At 60.1% G+C, this 16,077-nt stretch carries 13 protein-coding genes; 11 read left to right on the forward strand and 2 right to left on the reverse strand.

Annotated elements, in window-relative coordinates:
* The first annotated feature begins 12 nt into the window (after positions 1 to 12).
* The 10 genes from ACF0H7_RS08760 to ACF0H7_RS08805 all read left to right on the forward strand — a co-directional run bounded on the left by ACF0H7_RS08760 (position 13) and on the right by ACF0H7_RS08805 (position 13,896).
* A complete protein-coding gene (locus tag ACF0H7_RS08760) occupies positions 13 to 2,448 on the forward strand; it encodes a TonB-dependent siderophore receptor (RefSeq protein ID WP_397453862.1) in 2,436 nt (811 codons plus the stop codon).
* A 170-nt stretch (positions 2,449 to 2,618) separates the two neighbouring features.
* A complete protein-coding gene (locus ACF0H7_RS08765; RefSeq protein ID WP_397452370.1) occupies positions 2,619 to 3,539 on the forward strand; it encodes a LysR family transcriptional regulator in 921 nt (306 codons plus the stop codon).
* 134 nt (positions 3,540 to 3,673) lie between these two features.
* Complete coding sequence (locus tag ACF0H7_RS08770; protein WP_397452371.1) at positions 3,674 to 4,867, forward strand: CaiB/BaiF CoA transferase family protein; 1,194 nt, start codon at positions 3,674 to 3,676, stop codon at positions 4,865 to 4,867.
* Positions 4,864 to 5,802, forward strand: coding sequence for a hydroxymethylglutaryl-CoA lyase (locus tag ACF0H7_RS08775; protein WP_397452372.1), 939 nt, complete (start codon positions 4,864 to 4,866; stop codon positions 5,800 to 5,802). The genes ACF0H7_RS08770 and ACF0H7_RS08775 overlap by 4 nt, the downstream gene beginning before the upstream one ends.
* Before the next feature lie 105 nt (positions 5,803 to 5,907).
* A complete protein-coding gene (locus ACF0H7_RS08780; protein WP_397452373.1) occupies positions 5,908 to 7,242 on the forward strand; it encodes an MFS transporter in 1,335 nt (444 codons plus the stop codon).
* A 243-nt stretch (positions 7,243 to 7,485) separates the two neighbouring features.
* Positions 7,486 to 7,944: an REP-associated tyrosine transposase gene (locus ACF0H7_RS08785; RefSeq protein ID WP_397452374.1), complete on the forward strand. Its 459-nt coding sequence runs from the start codon at positions 7,486 to 7,488 to the stop codon at positions 7,942 to 7,944.
* A gap of 83 nt (positions 7,945 to 8,027) precedes the next feature.
* Positions 8,028 to 8,909, forward strand: coding sequence for a Ku protein (locus tag ACF0H7_RS08790; RefSeq protein WP_397452375.1), 882 nt, complete (start codon positions 8,028 to 8,030; stop codon positions 8,907 to 8,909).
* A 42-nt stretch (positions 8,910 to 8,951) separates the two neighbouring features.
* The gene (gene ligD / locus ACF0H7_RS08795; protein ID WP_397452376.1) at positions 8,952 to 11,447 is read left to right on the forward strand and encodes a DNA ligase D; all 2,496 of its coding nucleotides are present in this window, start codon (positions 8,952 to 8,954) and stop codon (positions 11,445 to 11,447) included.
* A gap of 482 nt (positions 11,448 to 11,929) precedes the next feature.
* A complete protein-coding gene (locus ACF0H7_RS08800; protein WP_397452377.1) occupies positions 11,930 to 13,126 on the forward strand; it encodes an MFS transporter in 1,197 nt (398 codons plus the stop codon).
* 17 nt (positions 13,127 to 13,143) lie between these two features.
* Positions 13,144 to 13,896 (forward strand): SDR family oxidoreductase, encoded by a 753-nt coding sequence (locus ACF0H7_RS08805; RefSeq protein ID WP_397452378.1) that lies wholly within the window; start codon positions 13,144 to 13,146, stop codon positions 13,894 to 13,896.
* Here ACF0H7_RS08805 and ACF0H7_RS08810 read toward each other — a convergent pair.
* A complete protein-coding gene (locus ACF0H7_RS08810; RefSeq protein ID WP_397452379.1) occupies positions 13,893 to 14,816 on the reverse strand; it encodes an AraC family transcriptional regulator in 924 nt (307 codons plus the stop codon). The genes ACF0H7_RS08805 and ACF0H7_RS08810 overlap by 4 nt on opposite strands.
* Positions 14,817 to 14,929: 113 nt before the next feature.
* On the opposite strand from ACF0H7_RS08810, the gene ACF0H7_RS08815 reads away from it, so the two are divergent.
* The gene (locus ACF0H7_RS08815) at positions 14,930 to 15,271 is read left to right on the forward strand and encodes a carboxymuconolactone decarboxylase family protein (protein ID WP_397452380.1); all 342 of its coding nucleotides are present in this window, start codon (positions 14,930 to 14,932) and stop codon (positions 15,269 to 15,271) included.
* 128 nt (positions 15,272 to 15,399) lie between these two features.
* Here the strand turns inward: ACF0H7_RS08815 and ACF0H7_RS08820 are convergent, their stop codons facing one another.
* Positions 15,400 to 16,074 (reverse strand): NAD-dependent epimerase/dehydratase family protein, encoded by a 675-nt coding sequence (locus ACF0H7_RS08820; protein ID WP_397452381.1) that lies wholly within the window; start codon positions 16,072 to 16,074, stop codon positions 15,400 to 15,402.
* Positions 16,075 to 16,077: the final 3 nt, after the last annotated feature.

Consider the following 16,077-nt stretch of genomic DNA (forward strand, 5'->3'; position numbering starts at 1 on the left):
GTCAGCCGCGCACTGCCTACTTCCAACGCCTCACGCTGGTTGCCTCTGGCACTGGCGTTGGCGGTCAGCACCGGGATGAGTTCCAGTTACGCAGACGAGGCGCCGACCGCCATCCATATTCAATCGCAGCCGCTGGGCAGCGCGTTGAGCCAACTGGGTCAGCAGACGTCCTTGCAGTTGTTCTTCAGCCCGGACGTGGTGGCCGGCAAGCAGGCGCCGGCGGTCGACGGCAACCTGTCGGCAGAGCAAGCACTGCGCGCGCTGTTGCAGGGCAGCGGCCTGGCGTATGAAATGTCCTCGAGCTCTGTGGTATTGCACGCACAGGCGGCGACTACCAGTGCCAGCGCTGCGCCGGGTGTGATTGAAATGCCGGCGACCGACATCAAGGTGGTCGGTGACTGGCTGGGTGATGCCGATCAGGCGGTGGTGCAAAACCATCCGGGCGCGCGGACTGTGGTGCGTCGGGAAAAGATGGTCGAAGAAGGCGCCATGAGCCTGCGTGACGCCTTGAAGGGCGTACCGGGCGTGCAAGTGCAGGAGTCCAACGGCACCGGCGGCAGCGACATTTCCCTCAACGTCGGTGTGCGTGGTCTGACGTCGCGCCTGTCGCCGCGCTCCACCGTATTGATCGATGGCGTACCGGCAGCGTTCGCCCCCTATGGCCAACCGCAACTGTCGATGGCGCCGATCTCGGCCGGTAATCTGGACAGCATCGACGTGGTACGCGGCGCGGGTTCGGTGCGTTATGGACCTCAGAACGTCGGCGGCGTGATCAACTTCGTGACCCGGGCGATTCCCAAGCAGCTGTCGGGTGACGTCAGCACCACCATCGAGTCGAGCCGTCACGGCGGGGTCAAGAACACCGAAACCGGCTTCATCGGCGGCACCCTGGACAACGGCCTGGGCGCCGCGTTGCTGTATTCCACGGTGAAGGGCGACGGTTACCGCGAAGGCGACAACAACAGCAACGACATCAATGACGTGTTGCTCAAGACCCACTGGGCGCTGACTGACATCGACGATTTGTCGGTGAACTTCCACTACTACGACGCCAAGGCCGACATGCCCGGCGGCCTGACGCAGAAGCAGTACGACGCCAACCCGTACCAGTCCGACCGCGACTGGGACAACTTCAGCGGCCGGCGCAAGGACATCTCGATCAAGTACCTGCGTCAGATCGATGACTCGACCCAGGCCGAAATCCTGACCTATTACACCGACAGTTTCCGTGGCAGTACCATCGCCGCCCGCGACCAGAAGACCCTCAGCTCGTACCCGCGCAGCTACCGGACCTTTGGCATCGAGCCACGCGTGTCCCACGTATTCGACGTCGGCCCGACCACTCAGGAAGCCAGTATCGGCGTGCGCTACCTGAAGGAGTCAATGCATGAACAGGCCAGCGTGCTGGGGCTGATCAACGACATACCGACCGTTACACCCACGGCGGACGGGCATATCTACCAGGACCGCACAGGCGGAACGGAAGCCACCGCCGCCTACTTCGACGACAAGATCGATGTCGGCAAATGGACCATTACGCCGGGCATCCGCTTCGAGCACATCAGCACCAACTGGCAGGACAATCCGGTGCTGGGCACCAACGGCAAACCGGTGCCAGAGAAAAACCGCAGCATCGAAAGCAACGAACCGCTGCCAGCGTTGAGCGTGATGTACCACCTCTCCGACGCCTGGAAACTGTTCGCCAACTACGAAACCTCGTTCGGCAGCCTGCAGTACTTCCAGATCGGCCAGGGCGGTGTCGGCGACAACACGGCCAATGGCCTGGAGCCGGAAAAAGCCAAGACCTACGAACTGGGCACACGCTACGAGAACGGTGTATGGGGCGGTGAAATCACCCTGTTCTACATCGACTTCAAAGACGAACTGCAATACATCAGCAACGACGTGGGTTGGACCAACCTGGGCGCGACCAAGCACCAGGGGATCGAGACGGCCGTGCACTACGACATGGGTGACCTGGATTCACGTCTGGACGGCTTGACCGCCAACGCCGGTTTCACCTACACCCGTGCGACTTACGAGGGCGATATTCCGGGCTTCAAGGGCCGCGACCTGCCGTTCTACTCGCGTCAGGTGGCGACGGTCGGTCTGCGTTATCAGATCAATCGCTGGACCTACAACATCGATGGTTTCGCCCAGTCGCAACAACGTTCGCCGGGCACCGGGACCAACGCTGACGGCAGCTTCAACGGCAACTACATCACCGAGCCAACGGCTGACGGCCAGTACGGCAACATCCCGGGCTACATGACCTGGAACCTGCGTGGCGGTTATGACTTCGGCAAGGAACTGTCCAACCTGAAACTGGCGGCCGGGGTGAAGAACGTGTTCGACCACCAGTACTTCACCCGCTCCAGCGACAACAACTCGGGCATCTACGTCGGCCAGCCTCGGACGGTGTTTGTACAGGCGAGTGTGGGGTTCTAACAGTCGCCACAAAAACCTGTAGGAGCTGCCGAAGGCTGCGATCCGTTGCGAAGCGGCGGCAATAATGAAGGCCCTTCGGGCCTGATCGCAGCCTGCGGCAGCTCCTACAATTGATTGTGTCGGCAGACCCGATATCCTCTGCCTCATCGCGAAGCCGAGTATCCCTGCCCATGTTGCACAAAAATCTCACCCGTCGTCTCGACCTGGTCACCCTGCAACTGTTCATTGCCGTCCACGAAGAAGGCACCTTGACTCGTGCTGCGGCGCGGGAGGCGATTGCGGTGTCGGCGGCGAGCAAGCGCTTGATGGAGCTGGAGGATGCGCTGGGCGTCGGCCTGTTTGTGCGCAACGCCAAGGGCATGGCGCTGACTGCCGCCGGGGAAACCCTGTTGCACCACGCCCGACGCATGCTCTACGACGTCGAAAAAATGGGCCTTGAACTCAGCGAGCACCTGCAAGGAGTGCGCGGTTACGTGCGGATGCTGGCTAACCTCTCGGCGATCATCCAGTTCCTTCCCGAAGACCTGCACGACTTCGTTTCCAGTCACGAACAAGTCAAGGTCGACCTCGAAGAGCGGCCCAGCAAAGGCGTGGTGCAAGGCATCGTCGACGGCATGGCCGACATCGGTATCTGCTCGATGGACACCGACATCCAGGACCTGTTCAGCGTGCCGTATCGCCACGACAAGCTGGTGGTGGTGATGCGCGGCGACCATCCGCTGGCCGAACGTGAACACGTGGCGTTCGCCGACACCCTCGACAGCGACCATATCGGTTTGCACGCCGCCAGCTCGATCAACATGCGCACTCACGCGGCAGCGCGTGCCGGTGGGCGAATCCTGCGCGTGCGCATTCATGTTCCGGGGTTCGACGCCGTGTGCCGGATGGTTCAGGCCAACATGGGCATCGGTATCCTGCCGCAAAAAGCCTACGAATTATTTGGTCGCGCACTGGGCCTGACGGCCGTCGCGCTGAGTGATGACTGGTCGGCGCGCACGCTGATTCTGGTGACGCGTGACCTGGAAAGCCTGACGCCGGTCAGCCGTTTGTTGTTCGATCAACTGAGTCAGCAGGAAAACCCCGCGAGCTAGACACTTCCCTGCGAGCGTTCGCATTTGGCGAACGCTCGTTGCCAACTGACGGTTGGATTCCCTCGTGTCGTGCCTCTAGCCTTGGCCCATGTTCCAAGGCTGTTATTCCAATAAAAAGACATGAGGTACTGAAAATGACTGCCCCTCTGAGCGGAATCCGCGTTATCGAAATCGGTACGCTGATCGCGGCTCCTTTTGCTGCACGCCTGCTGGCCGAGTTCGGCGCCGAAGTCATCAAAATCGAATCGATGGGTCAGGGTGATCCTCTTCGCAAATGGCGAAAACTCCACGAGGGCACGTCCCTGTGGTGGTACCTGCAATCACGCAACAAAAAATCCCTCGCGCTGAACCTCAAATCCCCCGAAGGCATCGCCATCGTCAAGCAACTCGCCGAAAGCACCGACGTGCTGATCGAGAACTTGCGCCCCGGTGCCCTGGAAAAACTCGGCCTCGGCTGGGACGTGCTGCATGCGATCAACCCCAAGCTGACCCTGGTGCGTATTTCCGGTTACGGCCAGACCGGCCCGTACCGCGACCGTCCGGGCTTTGGTGCCATCGGCGAGGCCATGGGTGGCATTCGTTACACCACCGGCACACCGGGTACTCCGCCAGCGCGGGTCGGTGTCAGCCTCGGTGATTCGTTGGCGTCGATGCATGCGGTGATGGGTGCACTGATGTCGTTGCTGCGGGTCAAGACCGGGCAGGGCGACGGGCAGGTTGTCGACGTGTCGTTGGCCGAAAGCGTGTTCAACGTGATGGAAAGCCTGGTGCCGGAATACGACATGCTCGGTCATGTTCGTGAGCGCAGCGGCGGTGCCTTGCCCGGCATCGCGCCGTCCAATACTTACCCGACCGCCGATGGCGCCTACGTGGTCATCGCCGGCAACAGCGACCCTATTTTCAAGCGCCTGATGCAAGTGATCGGTCGCGACGATCTGGGCGAGAACCCGGCGTTTGCCCACAACGACGGGCGTGCCCTGCAAAGCGGCATGCTTGACGAGGCGATCAGCGCCTGGTCTTCCAGCCAGTCCATCGACGTGGTGTTGCAAGCACTGGAAACCGCCGAGGTCCCGGCTGGACGGATTTATTCGGTGGCCGATATCGTCGCTGATCCGCATTACCAGGCGCGCGAGATGATTATCGACGCGCAATTGCCGGGCGGCGCAGCAGTGAAGATGCCAGGCATCGTGCCGAAATTGTCTGAAACCCCAGGCGCGGTTAACTGGCAGGGACCGTCGCTGGGGCAACATACGTCTAGCGTTTTGAGCGAACTGGGCATGACCGAAAGTGATATCGCCCGTCTGAAATCCGAAGGGGTGGTGCAATGATTACCGACTATTCCGAACGCCTGATCGTGCAGGAAGTGTCGTCGCGCGACGGTTTGCAAATCGAACCGAAGTGGGTGGAAACCGCCGACAAGATCGCGCTGATCGATCAACTGTCGCTGGCTGGATTTTCCCGCATCGAAGCCGGCTCTTTCGTTTCGCCCAAAGCCATTCCGGCGTTGCGCGATGGCGAGGAAGTGTTCTTCGGCATTCAACGGCAACCGGGGGTGACCTACGTCGCATTGGTGCCTAACTTGCGAGGGGCGCAGCGTGCCTTGAGCGCCGGTGCCGACGAATTGAACCTGGTGATGTCGGCCAGCCAGACCCACAACCTGGCCAACATGCGCATGCGTTGCGAGCAGTCGCTGACTGCGTTTGCCGACATCGTGGCCATGGCTCAAGACACGTCACTGAGCCTGAACGGCTCGATTGCCACCACCTTTGGTTGCCCCTTCGAAGGCGTGATCGACGAAGACCGGGTCATGCAGTTTGTCGATGCCTATATGGAGCTGGGTATGCAGGGCATCAGCCTGGCCGACACCACCGGCATGGCCAACCCTCGACAGGTGCATCGCCTGGTGCAGCGAGTGCTGACACGGATTCCGGCGTCGCAACTGACCCTGCATTTCCATAACACTCGCGGCCTTGGTTTGAGCAACGTGCTGGCGGCGTACGAAGCCGGTGCGCGGCGTTTCGATGCATCCCTTGGCGGGCTGGGCGGTTGTCCGTTCGCGCCCGGTGCATCGGGCAATATTTGCACCGAAGACTTGGTGAACATGTGCGAAGAGATGGGCATTGATACCGGGATTGACCTGCCGCATCTGTTGGCCATGTCGCGTCGTTTGCCCGACCTGTTGGGTCATGAAATGCCCGGTCAGGTGGCCAAGGCCGGACGCAATTGCGACCTGCACAAGGCACCGGAGAATTTACCTGTTTAACGCTGTGGCTTGAGCTTTTGCTTTGACATAAGGGGGGCAACAGTCCCCAGACCAGACAACAAAAACAATCGGACTCTTACGGGAAGTCCGTCTGGAGAAAATGCAATGACGATCTCTGTTCTAAATGCAGACAGCACGCCTGCGCAAGTCATGAGTGCGGAAAAGGCCCTGATCAGCAAAATTGCCTGGCGTTTGATGCCGCTGATCATGGTTTGCTATTTGTTTGCCTTCTTCGACCGCATCAACATCAGCTTCGCCAAATTCCAACTGCAGACCGACCTTAGCCTGAGCGATACCGCTTATGGCCTGGGCGCGGGTTTGTTCGTGGTCGGCTACGTGCTGTTCGAAGTGCCAAGTAACATGATGCTGTACAAGGTCGGCGCACGGCGCTGGATCGCGCGGATCATGATGTCGTGGGGCGTGGCCACCGCCCTGATGGTGTTTGTGAACACCGAATGGCAGTTCTATGGTTTGCGCTTCATCATCGGCGCGATGGAAGCCGGCTTCGCCCCGGGGGTGTTGTATTACCTGACCCTGTGGTTCCCGCAGCACTATCGCGGCCGCATTACCTCGCTGTTGTTCCTGGCATCGGCTTTTGCTGGACTGATCGGCGCGCCGCTGTCGGGTCTGGTGTTGGGGCATCTGGATGGGGTGATGAACATGCGCGGCTGGCACTGGCTATTCCTCCTCGGCGGCCTGCCGTGCGTATTGTTGGGGGGGCTGGTGTTACTGGTGCTCAAGGACAAGATCGCTGATGCGCAGTGGCTGACCGCCCAGGAAAAAACCTACCTCGCCAGTCGTATCGCGCACCACGAACCACACAAAAGCGGCTCGTTGTTGGCGGCGTTGAAACTGCCGGGTTTCCTGATGCTGGGTTTGATCTACTTCCTGATCCAGGTCGCGTCCTACGGCTTGAACTTCTGGGCACCGCAGCTGATTCGCAGTGCGGGAACTGAAAGCCCGGTAATCATCGGTCTGCTGACCGCGATCCCGTACATCTGTGGCGCCATCGCCATGGTGGTGGTCGGGCGGATGTCGGATGCCAGCGGCGAGCGTCGTAAATACGTGGCGGGCCTGGTGTGCGTGGGCGCGATTGGCTTTTTCAGCGCCGGGATCTTTGCCGATCACACGTTGTTCCTGGTGATCTCCTTGAGCTTGATGGGCACCGGCATCGTTGCCAGCATTCCAGCGTTCTGGGCTTTGCCACCCAAACTGCTGGCCGGCGCAGGTGCCGGGGCGGCGGGCGGGATCGCGGTGATCAATACCCTGGGCCAATTCGGCGGCATCGTCAGCCCGGTGATGGTCGGCCGCATCAAAGACCTCACCGGCAGCACCACCCCGGCGTTGTACGTGATTGGCGTCGCCAGTTTGGTGGCGGTGGCATTGCTGCTGTGGGCGTTGCCGGCGAAGCTGCGGACGCTGGATAAGATTGATCGTTGATTGAAGGTCCTGCGGACCTTATCGCAGCCTTCGGCAGCTCCTACAGAATCGGGGATCCACGCGGTCCCTGTTTTCGCAGCCTTCGGCAGCTCCTACATATTAAGGGGTCCACGCAATCCCTGTAGGAGCTGCCGAAGGCTGCGAAGCGGTGTGACTGACACAACCTGATAATTAGTTTCCGCCACAATCTGTGCTTCTGGAAATAACCTCCGAAACCCGATTCAAGGTCAAGGAGGAAAAGGAATGCCCAATCTATTCAAAGGACATCGATTACGCACTGGCCGTTTCTCTGACCCCGGTAATTTCTATGTGCTCACCGCAGTCACTGCGCAACGCAATCCAGTGTTCTCAGATTGGCAATTGGGACGCCTGGTCGTGCAGCAGTTCAGATCCGCAGAAGAGCAAGGCATGGCTCAATCTTTGGCCTGGGTCGTCATGCCAGATCATTTCCACTGGACGATTGAGCTACGAAGCCAGTCGCTGTCACAGTTGATGTGTCGGGTTAAATCACGTAGCAGCCGCGCGATAAAACAACGGACGAGCTATGAAGGGATAATCTGGCAAAGAGGCTATTACGACAGAGCGCTGAGACACGAAGAGGATCTAAAAGCCGCCGCCCGTTATATCGTCGCCAACCCTCTACGCGCAGGCCTGGTCGCCCGAATTGGCGACTATCCATTGTGGGATACCCTTTGGCTTTAACCTCACGTACACCCATCACCTCCCCGAAACTTTCCGCCCCGTTCCCCGGTCACTGCTAAAACAACACTACAAGGTGTCAGGCCATGGCTCGGGCAATCTGGAAGGGCGCGATCAGTTTCGGGTTGGTGCATATCCCGGTGGCGCTGGTGTCGGCGACGTCGTCCCACGGGGTGGATTTCGACTGGCTCGACAAGCGCAGCATGGACCCGGTGGGCTACAAGCGCATCAACAAGGTCACCGGCAAGGAGATGACCAAGGAAAATATCGTCAAAGGCGTGCAGTATGAAAAGGGCCGTTACGTGGTGCTCAGCGAAGAAGAGATTCGTGCTGCCCACCCCAAATCGACGCAGACCATCGATATTTTCGGCTTTGTCGACAGCGCACAAATCCCCCTGCAGAACATCGACACCCCGTATTTCCTGACCCCCGATAAGCGCGGCGAAAAAGTCTATGCCCTGCTGCGTGAAACCCTGGTCGACACTAAAAAAGTCGCGCTGGCCTACGTGGTACTGCACACCCGTGCGCATTTGGCGGCGGTGATGCCGCTGGAGTCGGCGATGGTGCTGGTGATCCTGCGCTGGCCCGCTGAGGTCCGTGGTCTGGACACGCTGGAGCTGACCGACGCCGTCACCGACGCGACCCTCAGCAAAAGCGAACGTGACATGGCCAAGCGGTTGGTCAAGGACATGAGCGCTGACTGGCAGCCCGAGGAATACCGCGACACCTTCGAAGAAAAAATCATGCAGCTGGTCGAAACCAAGGCCCGCGAAGGCAAGATCGAGGACGTCGAAACCAACGTCGGCGAGCCGGAGCGCAAGAGCGCCGATGTCATCGACCTCACCGAGTTACTCAAGCGCAGCCTCGGCGGCAAGCCTTCGGCTCCAGCGAAGCCGGCCACCAAACCGAGATCCGCTAGCAAGGCGCCGAGCAAGACTCCGCGCAAGAAAACCAGCAAAGCTTCCTGAGGACTGCGGATCCCGTTCAGAAATCGGGCAAGGGAATCGATCATGGCCAAGCCAGTGAGTGAATACACGCGCAAACGCAACTTCGACATCACCTCGGAACCTGCCGAGCAGGAGGCGCCGAAGAAGGCAACGCGAGGCGCTAAAGCATTGGGCTTTGTGGTGCACAAACACGATGCGCGCAACCTGCATTACGACTTTCGCCTGGAACTGGATGGCACGCTGAAGAGCTGGGCCGTGCCCAAAGGTCCGAGCCTGGACCCGAAACAAAAGCGCCTGGCGGTACACGTCGAAGATCACCCCCTTGGCTATGCCGGCTTCGAAGGCAGTATTCCCGAAGGGCAGTACGGCGCCGGCGACGTGATCGTCTGGGACCACGGCGTCTGGCAACCGCATGGCGATCCCAAAGCGACCTATAAGGACGGCAAACTCAAGTTCACCTTGATCGGCGAGAAACTCACTGGCGAATGGGCGCTGGTTCGCACCCACCTCAAAGGCAGCGGCAATAAGGAGCAGTGGTTGCTGATCAAGGAAAAGGACGAAGTGGCCCGGCCGGCCGACGAATACGACATTGTCCAAGCGTTACCTAAAAGCGTGGTCAGCGGCAAAGGCGTGGGGGAGGCGCGTAAAGCCAAACCGGTCGCGAAAGCCAAGGCCAAAAAAGCGTCAATCAAGGTCCCAGTAACTCTGGCACCGCAGCTGGCAACTCTGGTCGATAAACCACCCAGCGGCGAATGGCTGTACGAAATCAAGTTCGACGGCTATCGGATACTGACCCATTTTAGCGACGGTAAAGTCCGCTTGGTCAGCCGCAATGGCAACGACTGGACCGAGCGTCTGGCGCTGCAAGCCAAGGCGCTGACCGCAATGAAACTAGAAGACAGCTGGCTCGATGGTGAGATGGTGATGCTCAACGACAAAGGCCTGCCGGACTTTCAAGCCTTGCAGAACGCCTTTGAGATCGGCCGCAGTAAAGACGTGGTGTATTACCTGTTCGACGCGCCGTACCTCAATGGCGAAGACTTGCGCGATACCCCGGTGGAGGAACGTCGCGCGGCCCTGAAAAAAGTGGTGGATAAGCAGCGCAGTCGTCTGCTGCGTTTCTCTGATGCCTTTACCGCCAACCACCGGGACATTGTCGAAAGCGCCTGCGCCATGTCGCTGGAGGGGGTAATCGGCAAGCGCGCTGGCAGCCTGTATGTGTCCAGGCGCAGTCCCGATTGGATCAAGCTTAAATGCCGCTTGCGCCAGGAATTCGTGATCGTCGGTTATACCCAGCCGCAAGGCAGTCGCAGCGGTTTTGGTGCGTTGCTGTTGGCGGTCAATGATCCGCAATTGGTCTACGCCGGGCGCGTCGGTACAGGCTTCAGTCAGGCTACGTTGAAAAAACTGCACGAACAGATGAGCACGCTGGAGCGCAAGACCTCGCCCTTGGCGAAAAAGCTCACGGCTGAACAAGCCAAAGGCGTGCACTGGATCGAGCCGACTCTGGTCTGTGAAGCCGAATTTGCCGAGTGGACTCGAGAAGGAATTTTGCGCCAAGCGGCGTTCGTTGCCCTGCGCAGCGACAAGCCGGCGGGTGAGGTGGTGCATGAGCAGCCACGTTCGGCGAAAGAGCTCAAAGCCACGCCGGAAGCGAAAACCGACAAGGGTAAAATCGATGTTGCTGGCGTTGGTATCAGTCATCCGGACCGGGTGATCGACGCCGAAAGCGGCACGCAGAAACTCGAACTGGCACAGTTCTATGAGTCGATCGCCGACTGGATTTTGCCGCACCTCAAGCATCGGCCGGTCGCCTTGCTGCGCTGCCCCGAAGGCGTCAGCGGTGAGCAGTTTTTCCAGAAACATGCCGAGCAACTGTCGATCCCGCACATCAAACAACTGGCCCCCGGACTCGACCCCGGGCATGCGCGCCTGATGGAAATCGATACGCTGCAAGCGCTGGTCGGCGCGGCACAGATGGGCACGATCGAATTCCACACTTGGGGCGCCACCAGTGACAAGATCGAAACCCCGGACTGCCTCATCCTCGACCTCGATCCAGACCCCGCGCTGCCATGGCGCAGCATGCTCGAAGCCACGCAGTTGATCCTCAGCGTGCTCGACGAACTCGGCCTTGAGGCCTTTCTGAAAACCAGTGGCGGCAAAGGCATGCACATCGTCGTGCCGCTGGCGCGTCAGGCGGATTGGGACAGCGTCAAAGGATTCGCCAAAGCCATGGCCCAGTTCATCACCCGACAACTGCCGGAACGCTTCACCGCCACCATGGGCCCGAAAAACCGCGTGGGCAAAATCTTCATCGACTACCTGCGCAACACCCGGGGCGGCAGCACCGTCGCGGCCTATTCAGTCCGCGCCAGGCCGGGGTTGCCGGTTTCCGTGCCCATCCGCCGCGACGAACTGGCCGGGCTGACGTCGGCTCAGCAATGGACAGTCGGCAACCTGCATGAGCGGCTGGAGGGGATGAAGAAAGACCCGTGGGCGGGGTATGAAAATCGGCAGAGGATTACGCAGAAGATGGTGAAGCGGTTGGCGGGGTAGGGGCATGCTTTTTTTGTCTGGCCATTGTGTCGCGCCTATCAGTCGGTCTTCGCAGCGGTGCGGCGATCCGACAAGCCTGGCTCCCACAGAAATTTGAGGCTGGATAAAAGCCTGAAGTTGACTTCAATCTGTAGGAGCTGCCGAAGGCTGCGATAAGGTCGGAACGACCTTCGCGATGTCAATTGTTCGCAGCCTGCGGCAGCTCCTACGGGATCAGGGTATCCACAGATTCTCATCAAGCCACAGATCCACTGTAGGCGCAGGCTTGAACTGCGAAAGGGCCGTAACAGCCACAGTGTTGTTGCCGTCTTTCATCCAAAGCAGGCGTGTCTTCACTTACAGATTTTCTTCTGAGTGGAACAAAGCTGACTGCCTTTATTTATGACTATTAATCATTAAACAACTGACACCCCGGCGCTTCAGTCATACCAGCAACCCCTATAACCTCAATGGCACTGTCACCCAGCCGCTGAGGTTCTCTGATGAATCCCACCCGTCCAGCTCACCCCCACGATATTTCGCCTTGGTTGACGATCTTCCTTGCGTTCGCCTGCACCCTGATTACCGCGGGCAGTTACTTTGCCCAGCCATTGGCCAGCGTTATCGGACGTGACCTTGGGATGTCGCCGTCGGCAGCGGGGTTGGTGATAACGGTGGGGCAGTTGGGGTATTGCCTGGGGTTGTTGCTGATCTCGCCGCTGGGCGATGTGCTGGAAAATCGCCGGTTGCTGGGTGTGACCTTGTTGCTGTCGGTGGCCGCATTGAGTTTGGCGGCACTGGCGCCTGGGGCCAGCTGGTTTTTGTTTGCCTGTTTTGCGATCGGTGTTTCGGCGATTGCCGTGCAGTTGATCGTGGTGCTCGCTGCGTCCATGAGCCGTCCACACAATCGCGGGCGCGTCGTAGGGCAGGTGACGGCGGGCTTGTTGTTTGGGGTCTTGTTGGCGTGGCCGGTGGCGAATCTGGTTAATGCACAGATTGGCTGGCAGCGCCTGTTCGCCGCCGATGCGCTGCTGATCGGCGGCTTGGCGCTGGTCTTGCGACGGGTGCTGCCAACACGCCAACCGGCGCCGGGCGCGCGTTATTCGAGGCTGCTAATGTCGTTGTTGCCGCTGTGGCGCGCCCATCCCGAATTGCGCCGGCGGGCGTTGATTCAGGCGCTGCTGTTTGGCGTGTTCAGTCTGTTCTGGACCTGCTTGCCGCTTGAGCTTCGAACTCGGCACCTGTTGAGCACCCACCAACTGGCGCTGTTCGGCTTGATCGGTGCGGGCGGGGCGTTGGCCGCTCCTCTGGCCGGCTGGGCTGCGGATCGCGGTTGGTCGTCTGCCGCGTCGTTGCTGGGTTGCGCGCTGGTGGCCCTGAGTTGCGCGGCATTTGCCCTTGATGACGCGTTATGGCGTGTGGCGCTGGCCGCGTTTTTCATCAGCGCCGGGGTACAGGCGTGTCATGTGATTTCCCAGCGCCGGGTGTTGGCGCTGCAACCTGACGCGGGCAATCGGCTCAACAGCCTGTATATCGCAACCTTTTTTGTCGGCGGCGCCCTCGGTTCGGCATTGGCGGCGCCCTTGTTTCTCTACGGCTGGTTCTGGCCGGCAACCCTGGGCGAAGTCGCCGCGCTGGTGGCCTGTTGTGGCTGTCTGCACTGGGCCGTGCGCGATGCGCGAACCGTCGCCCCTTCATAACATCCTCGGAGTACTTCATGCCCCACACTCAAACCACGTCCAATCTCGACACTCGCTTGCAAGGCCAGCGAGTGGTAGTGCTCGGCGGGTCGTCCGGAATTGGCTTTGCCGTGGCGCAGCAAGCGCTGGCGGTCGGCGCCCAGGTGGTGATCGTGTCGAGTAACAGCCGCCGTTTGCAGGAGGCGATTCAGCGGCTAGGTGGCCCGGTGAAAGGCTATACCCTGGACCTCAACGACGAGCGCGCCATCGAGCATTTCTTCGGTGCGCTGGGCGCCTTTGATCACCTGGTGTTTACCGCCGGTGATCGCCTGCGCCTGGGGCCTTTGGCCGACACTGACCTGCAGCAGGCGCGCAAGGCTTTCGATTTGCGTTATTGGGCGGCGCTGGCTGCGGCGAAGTACGGCGCACGGCAGATTCGTGAGGGCGGCTCGATCGTGTTGACCACCGGTATTGCCGGTTTGCGGCCACAACACGGCTGGGTGCTGGGGGCCAGTGTGTGTGGCGCGATCGAGTCATTGACCCGGGCGCTGGCGGTGGAATTGGCGCCGGTTCGGGTCAATGCGGTATCGCCGGGGCTGATCCGCACCGACCTGTGGCAGGACATGAGCGAAGAGCAGCGTCAGGCGATGTACACCAAGGCCAGCCAGGCACTGCCGGTGGGTAAGGTCGGTGAGGCTGACGACGTCGCGGCGGCCTATCTGTTTCTGATGCGTGGCGCGTTCAGCACGGGCCAGACGTTTGTTATCGACGGGGGCGCAGTGTTGGTCTAATCGGATGTGGCTGAGTCGGCGCTCCGTCGAAAACGCCCCGGTGCCTCGCCATAGGTTTCCTTGAACACCTTGCTGAAGGCCGCTTGGGATTGATAGCCGACCTGTGCGGCGATGTCGCTCAAACCGCTGTGGGATCTAGTCAGCAGGCTGTAGGCCAATTCCATGCGCACTCGGGTCAACATCACCCAGGGTGAGATACCGGCCAGTTTGGTAAAGCTGCGCATGAACGTCGCGCGGGACATCAGGGCAATACTGGCCAGGCCCTCGATGGTCCAGTCGTGGGCCGGGTCGTCCAGTATCGATTGCCAGACTTTGCTCAAGCGTTTGTCGTTCATCAACGCCAGGGTGCCGGACGCTTGGGGTTGGTTGTGCAAATGGGCGCGCAGGATCAAGGCGAACAACGCCGACGTCAGCGCATTGATGATGAATTGTCCGCCGGTTTTGTTGGCATCGGCTTCACCGCGCAGCAGCGCCACCAACGCGGGCAGGTGATCGCCGGCTTGCAGCTCGGTGCTGGAAATCAGCACATGACCGGGCAGGGCGCCGAACAGCATCGAGTCGCGGTTGTACAGGAAGCGACCGCACAACACATCGAGCTCTTCGCCCGTGGTGCCCATGCGTTTCAGGGTCAGCAGGCCGCCTTCGATGCGCTCGGGTTGGCTCGGCGCCACCCGCACGCCCTTACTGACCAACAAGTGCCCGGTGCCCGAGGGCAATACCAGGATGTCTCCGGCCTTGAGGCGGATGCGCTGTCCGTCGGCCAATTCTGCCAGACACTCGCCAGCCAGTACGATGTGGTACGGAGCGATGCCTCCCGCTTCCTGGTCGTGATCCAGCGCCCAGTCGCCTTGCAACTGACAGCGCAGGTCCAGGTTGCCACGAACGTCCGCCAGAGCGATGAGTTTGTCGATGGAGTTCATTTGCGAGTATCGGAAAAGAAGTTGAGCGTATCGCGCAAGCCCGCCATTCGAGACGGATGAATACTGTGTCTGTCGCCGGCGCAGTCTAAGCCCGGTCTAATGGAGATACCAGAATGTTCCTCAATTGGCCTGACCTCGTAGGTACTATCAAGAAAAGTTTTGGCGCGCTGAGCAAGTCCAATCCGAAAATGGTCAATGCTTACATGGCGTTGGGTGACGCGGCGGCGGAAAACAATGTGCTGGACGCCAAGACCCGTGAATTGATCTCGCTGGCCGTGGCCATCACCACCCGATGCGACGGATGTATCGGCGCGCATTCCGAAGCAGCGATCAAGGCCGGTGCCACCCGTGAAGAAGTGGCGGCAGCGCTGGCGACCGCCATTTCGTTGAATGCCGGCGCGGCCTATATCTACTCGCTGCATGCGCTGGAAGCCTATGACGCGTTGAAGAAATAATAGCGGGTGGATCAAAAGCTCGATCCCATTGTAGGAGCTGCCGAAGGCTGCGATGGGTACTAAATCGCAGTGAAAGCTCTGACTTTATCGCAGCCTTCGGCAGCTCCTACAGAGACCGTGTTTCACTCTCAAACCTGCTGATTGGCCAAAGCATTGATATCCCTGGCTTCCAACACGGCACTGTCAGCCCCACGGCGAGCCGCGTTGAGCATGGCCTGGCCGACCACGCGGGTGGTCAACACCAGGTTCGGCATCAGCCAGCGCAACAAGGGCAGCAGTGGGCTCGCGACACTGTAAAAGATCCGGTAAGAGCCGGTTTTCGATTGCACCTGATCCAACGGCTGGATCACCCCCGGTCGAAACAGGTACACCCCTCTGAATGGCAACCGGCGCAAGGCGTTTTCGGTCTTGCCCTTGACCCGCGCCCACATGCTGCGCCCTTGTTCGCTGCTGTCGGTGCCGGCGCCGGACACGTAGACGAAGGTCATCTGCGGGTTGAGGCGCGCCAGGGTCGTCGCTGCGTTTAGGGTGATGTCGTAGGTCAGTCGGCTGTAGTCAGCTTCCGACATCCCCGCCGATGAAACGCCCAAGCAAAAAAAGCCTGCATCGAAGCCCTGTAACTCAGCGTCGAGCCCCGTGTAATCGAACAGATCCGGCCGCACGATTTCAGTCAGCTTGGCATGCCGTTGCCCGGTGGCAGTACGCCCGACCGTCACTACGCGTTTTACGTCCTCAGCGGCCAGGCACTCGCGCAGCACGCCAAGGCCGACCATCCCGGTGGCACCAAACAGCAGAACATTCATTCA

The sequence above is a fragment of the Pseudomonas sp. NA-150 genome (assembly GCF_044336365.1).
Lineage (GTDB): Bacteria > Pseudomonadota > Gammaproteobacteria > Pseudomonadales > Pseudomonadaceae > Aquipseudomonas.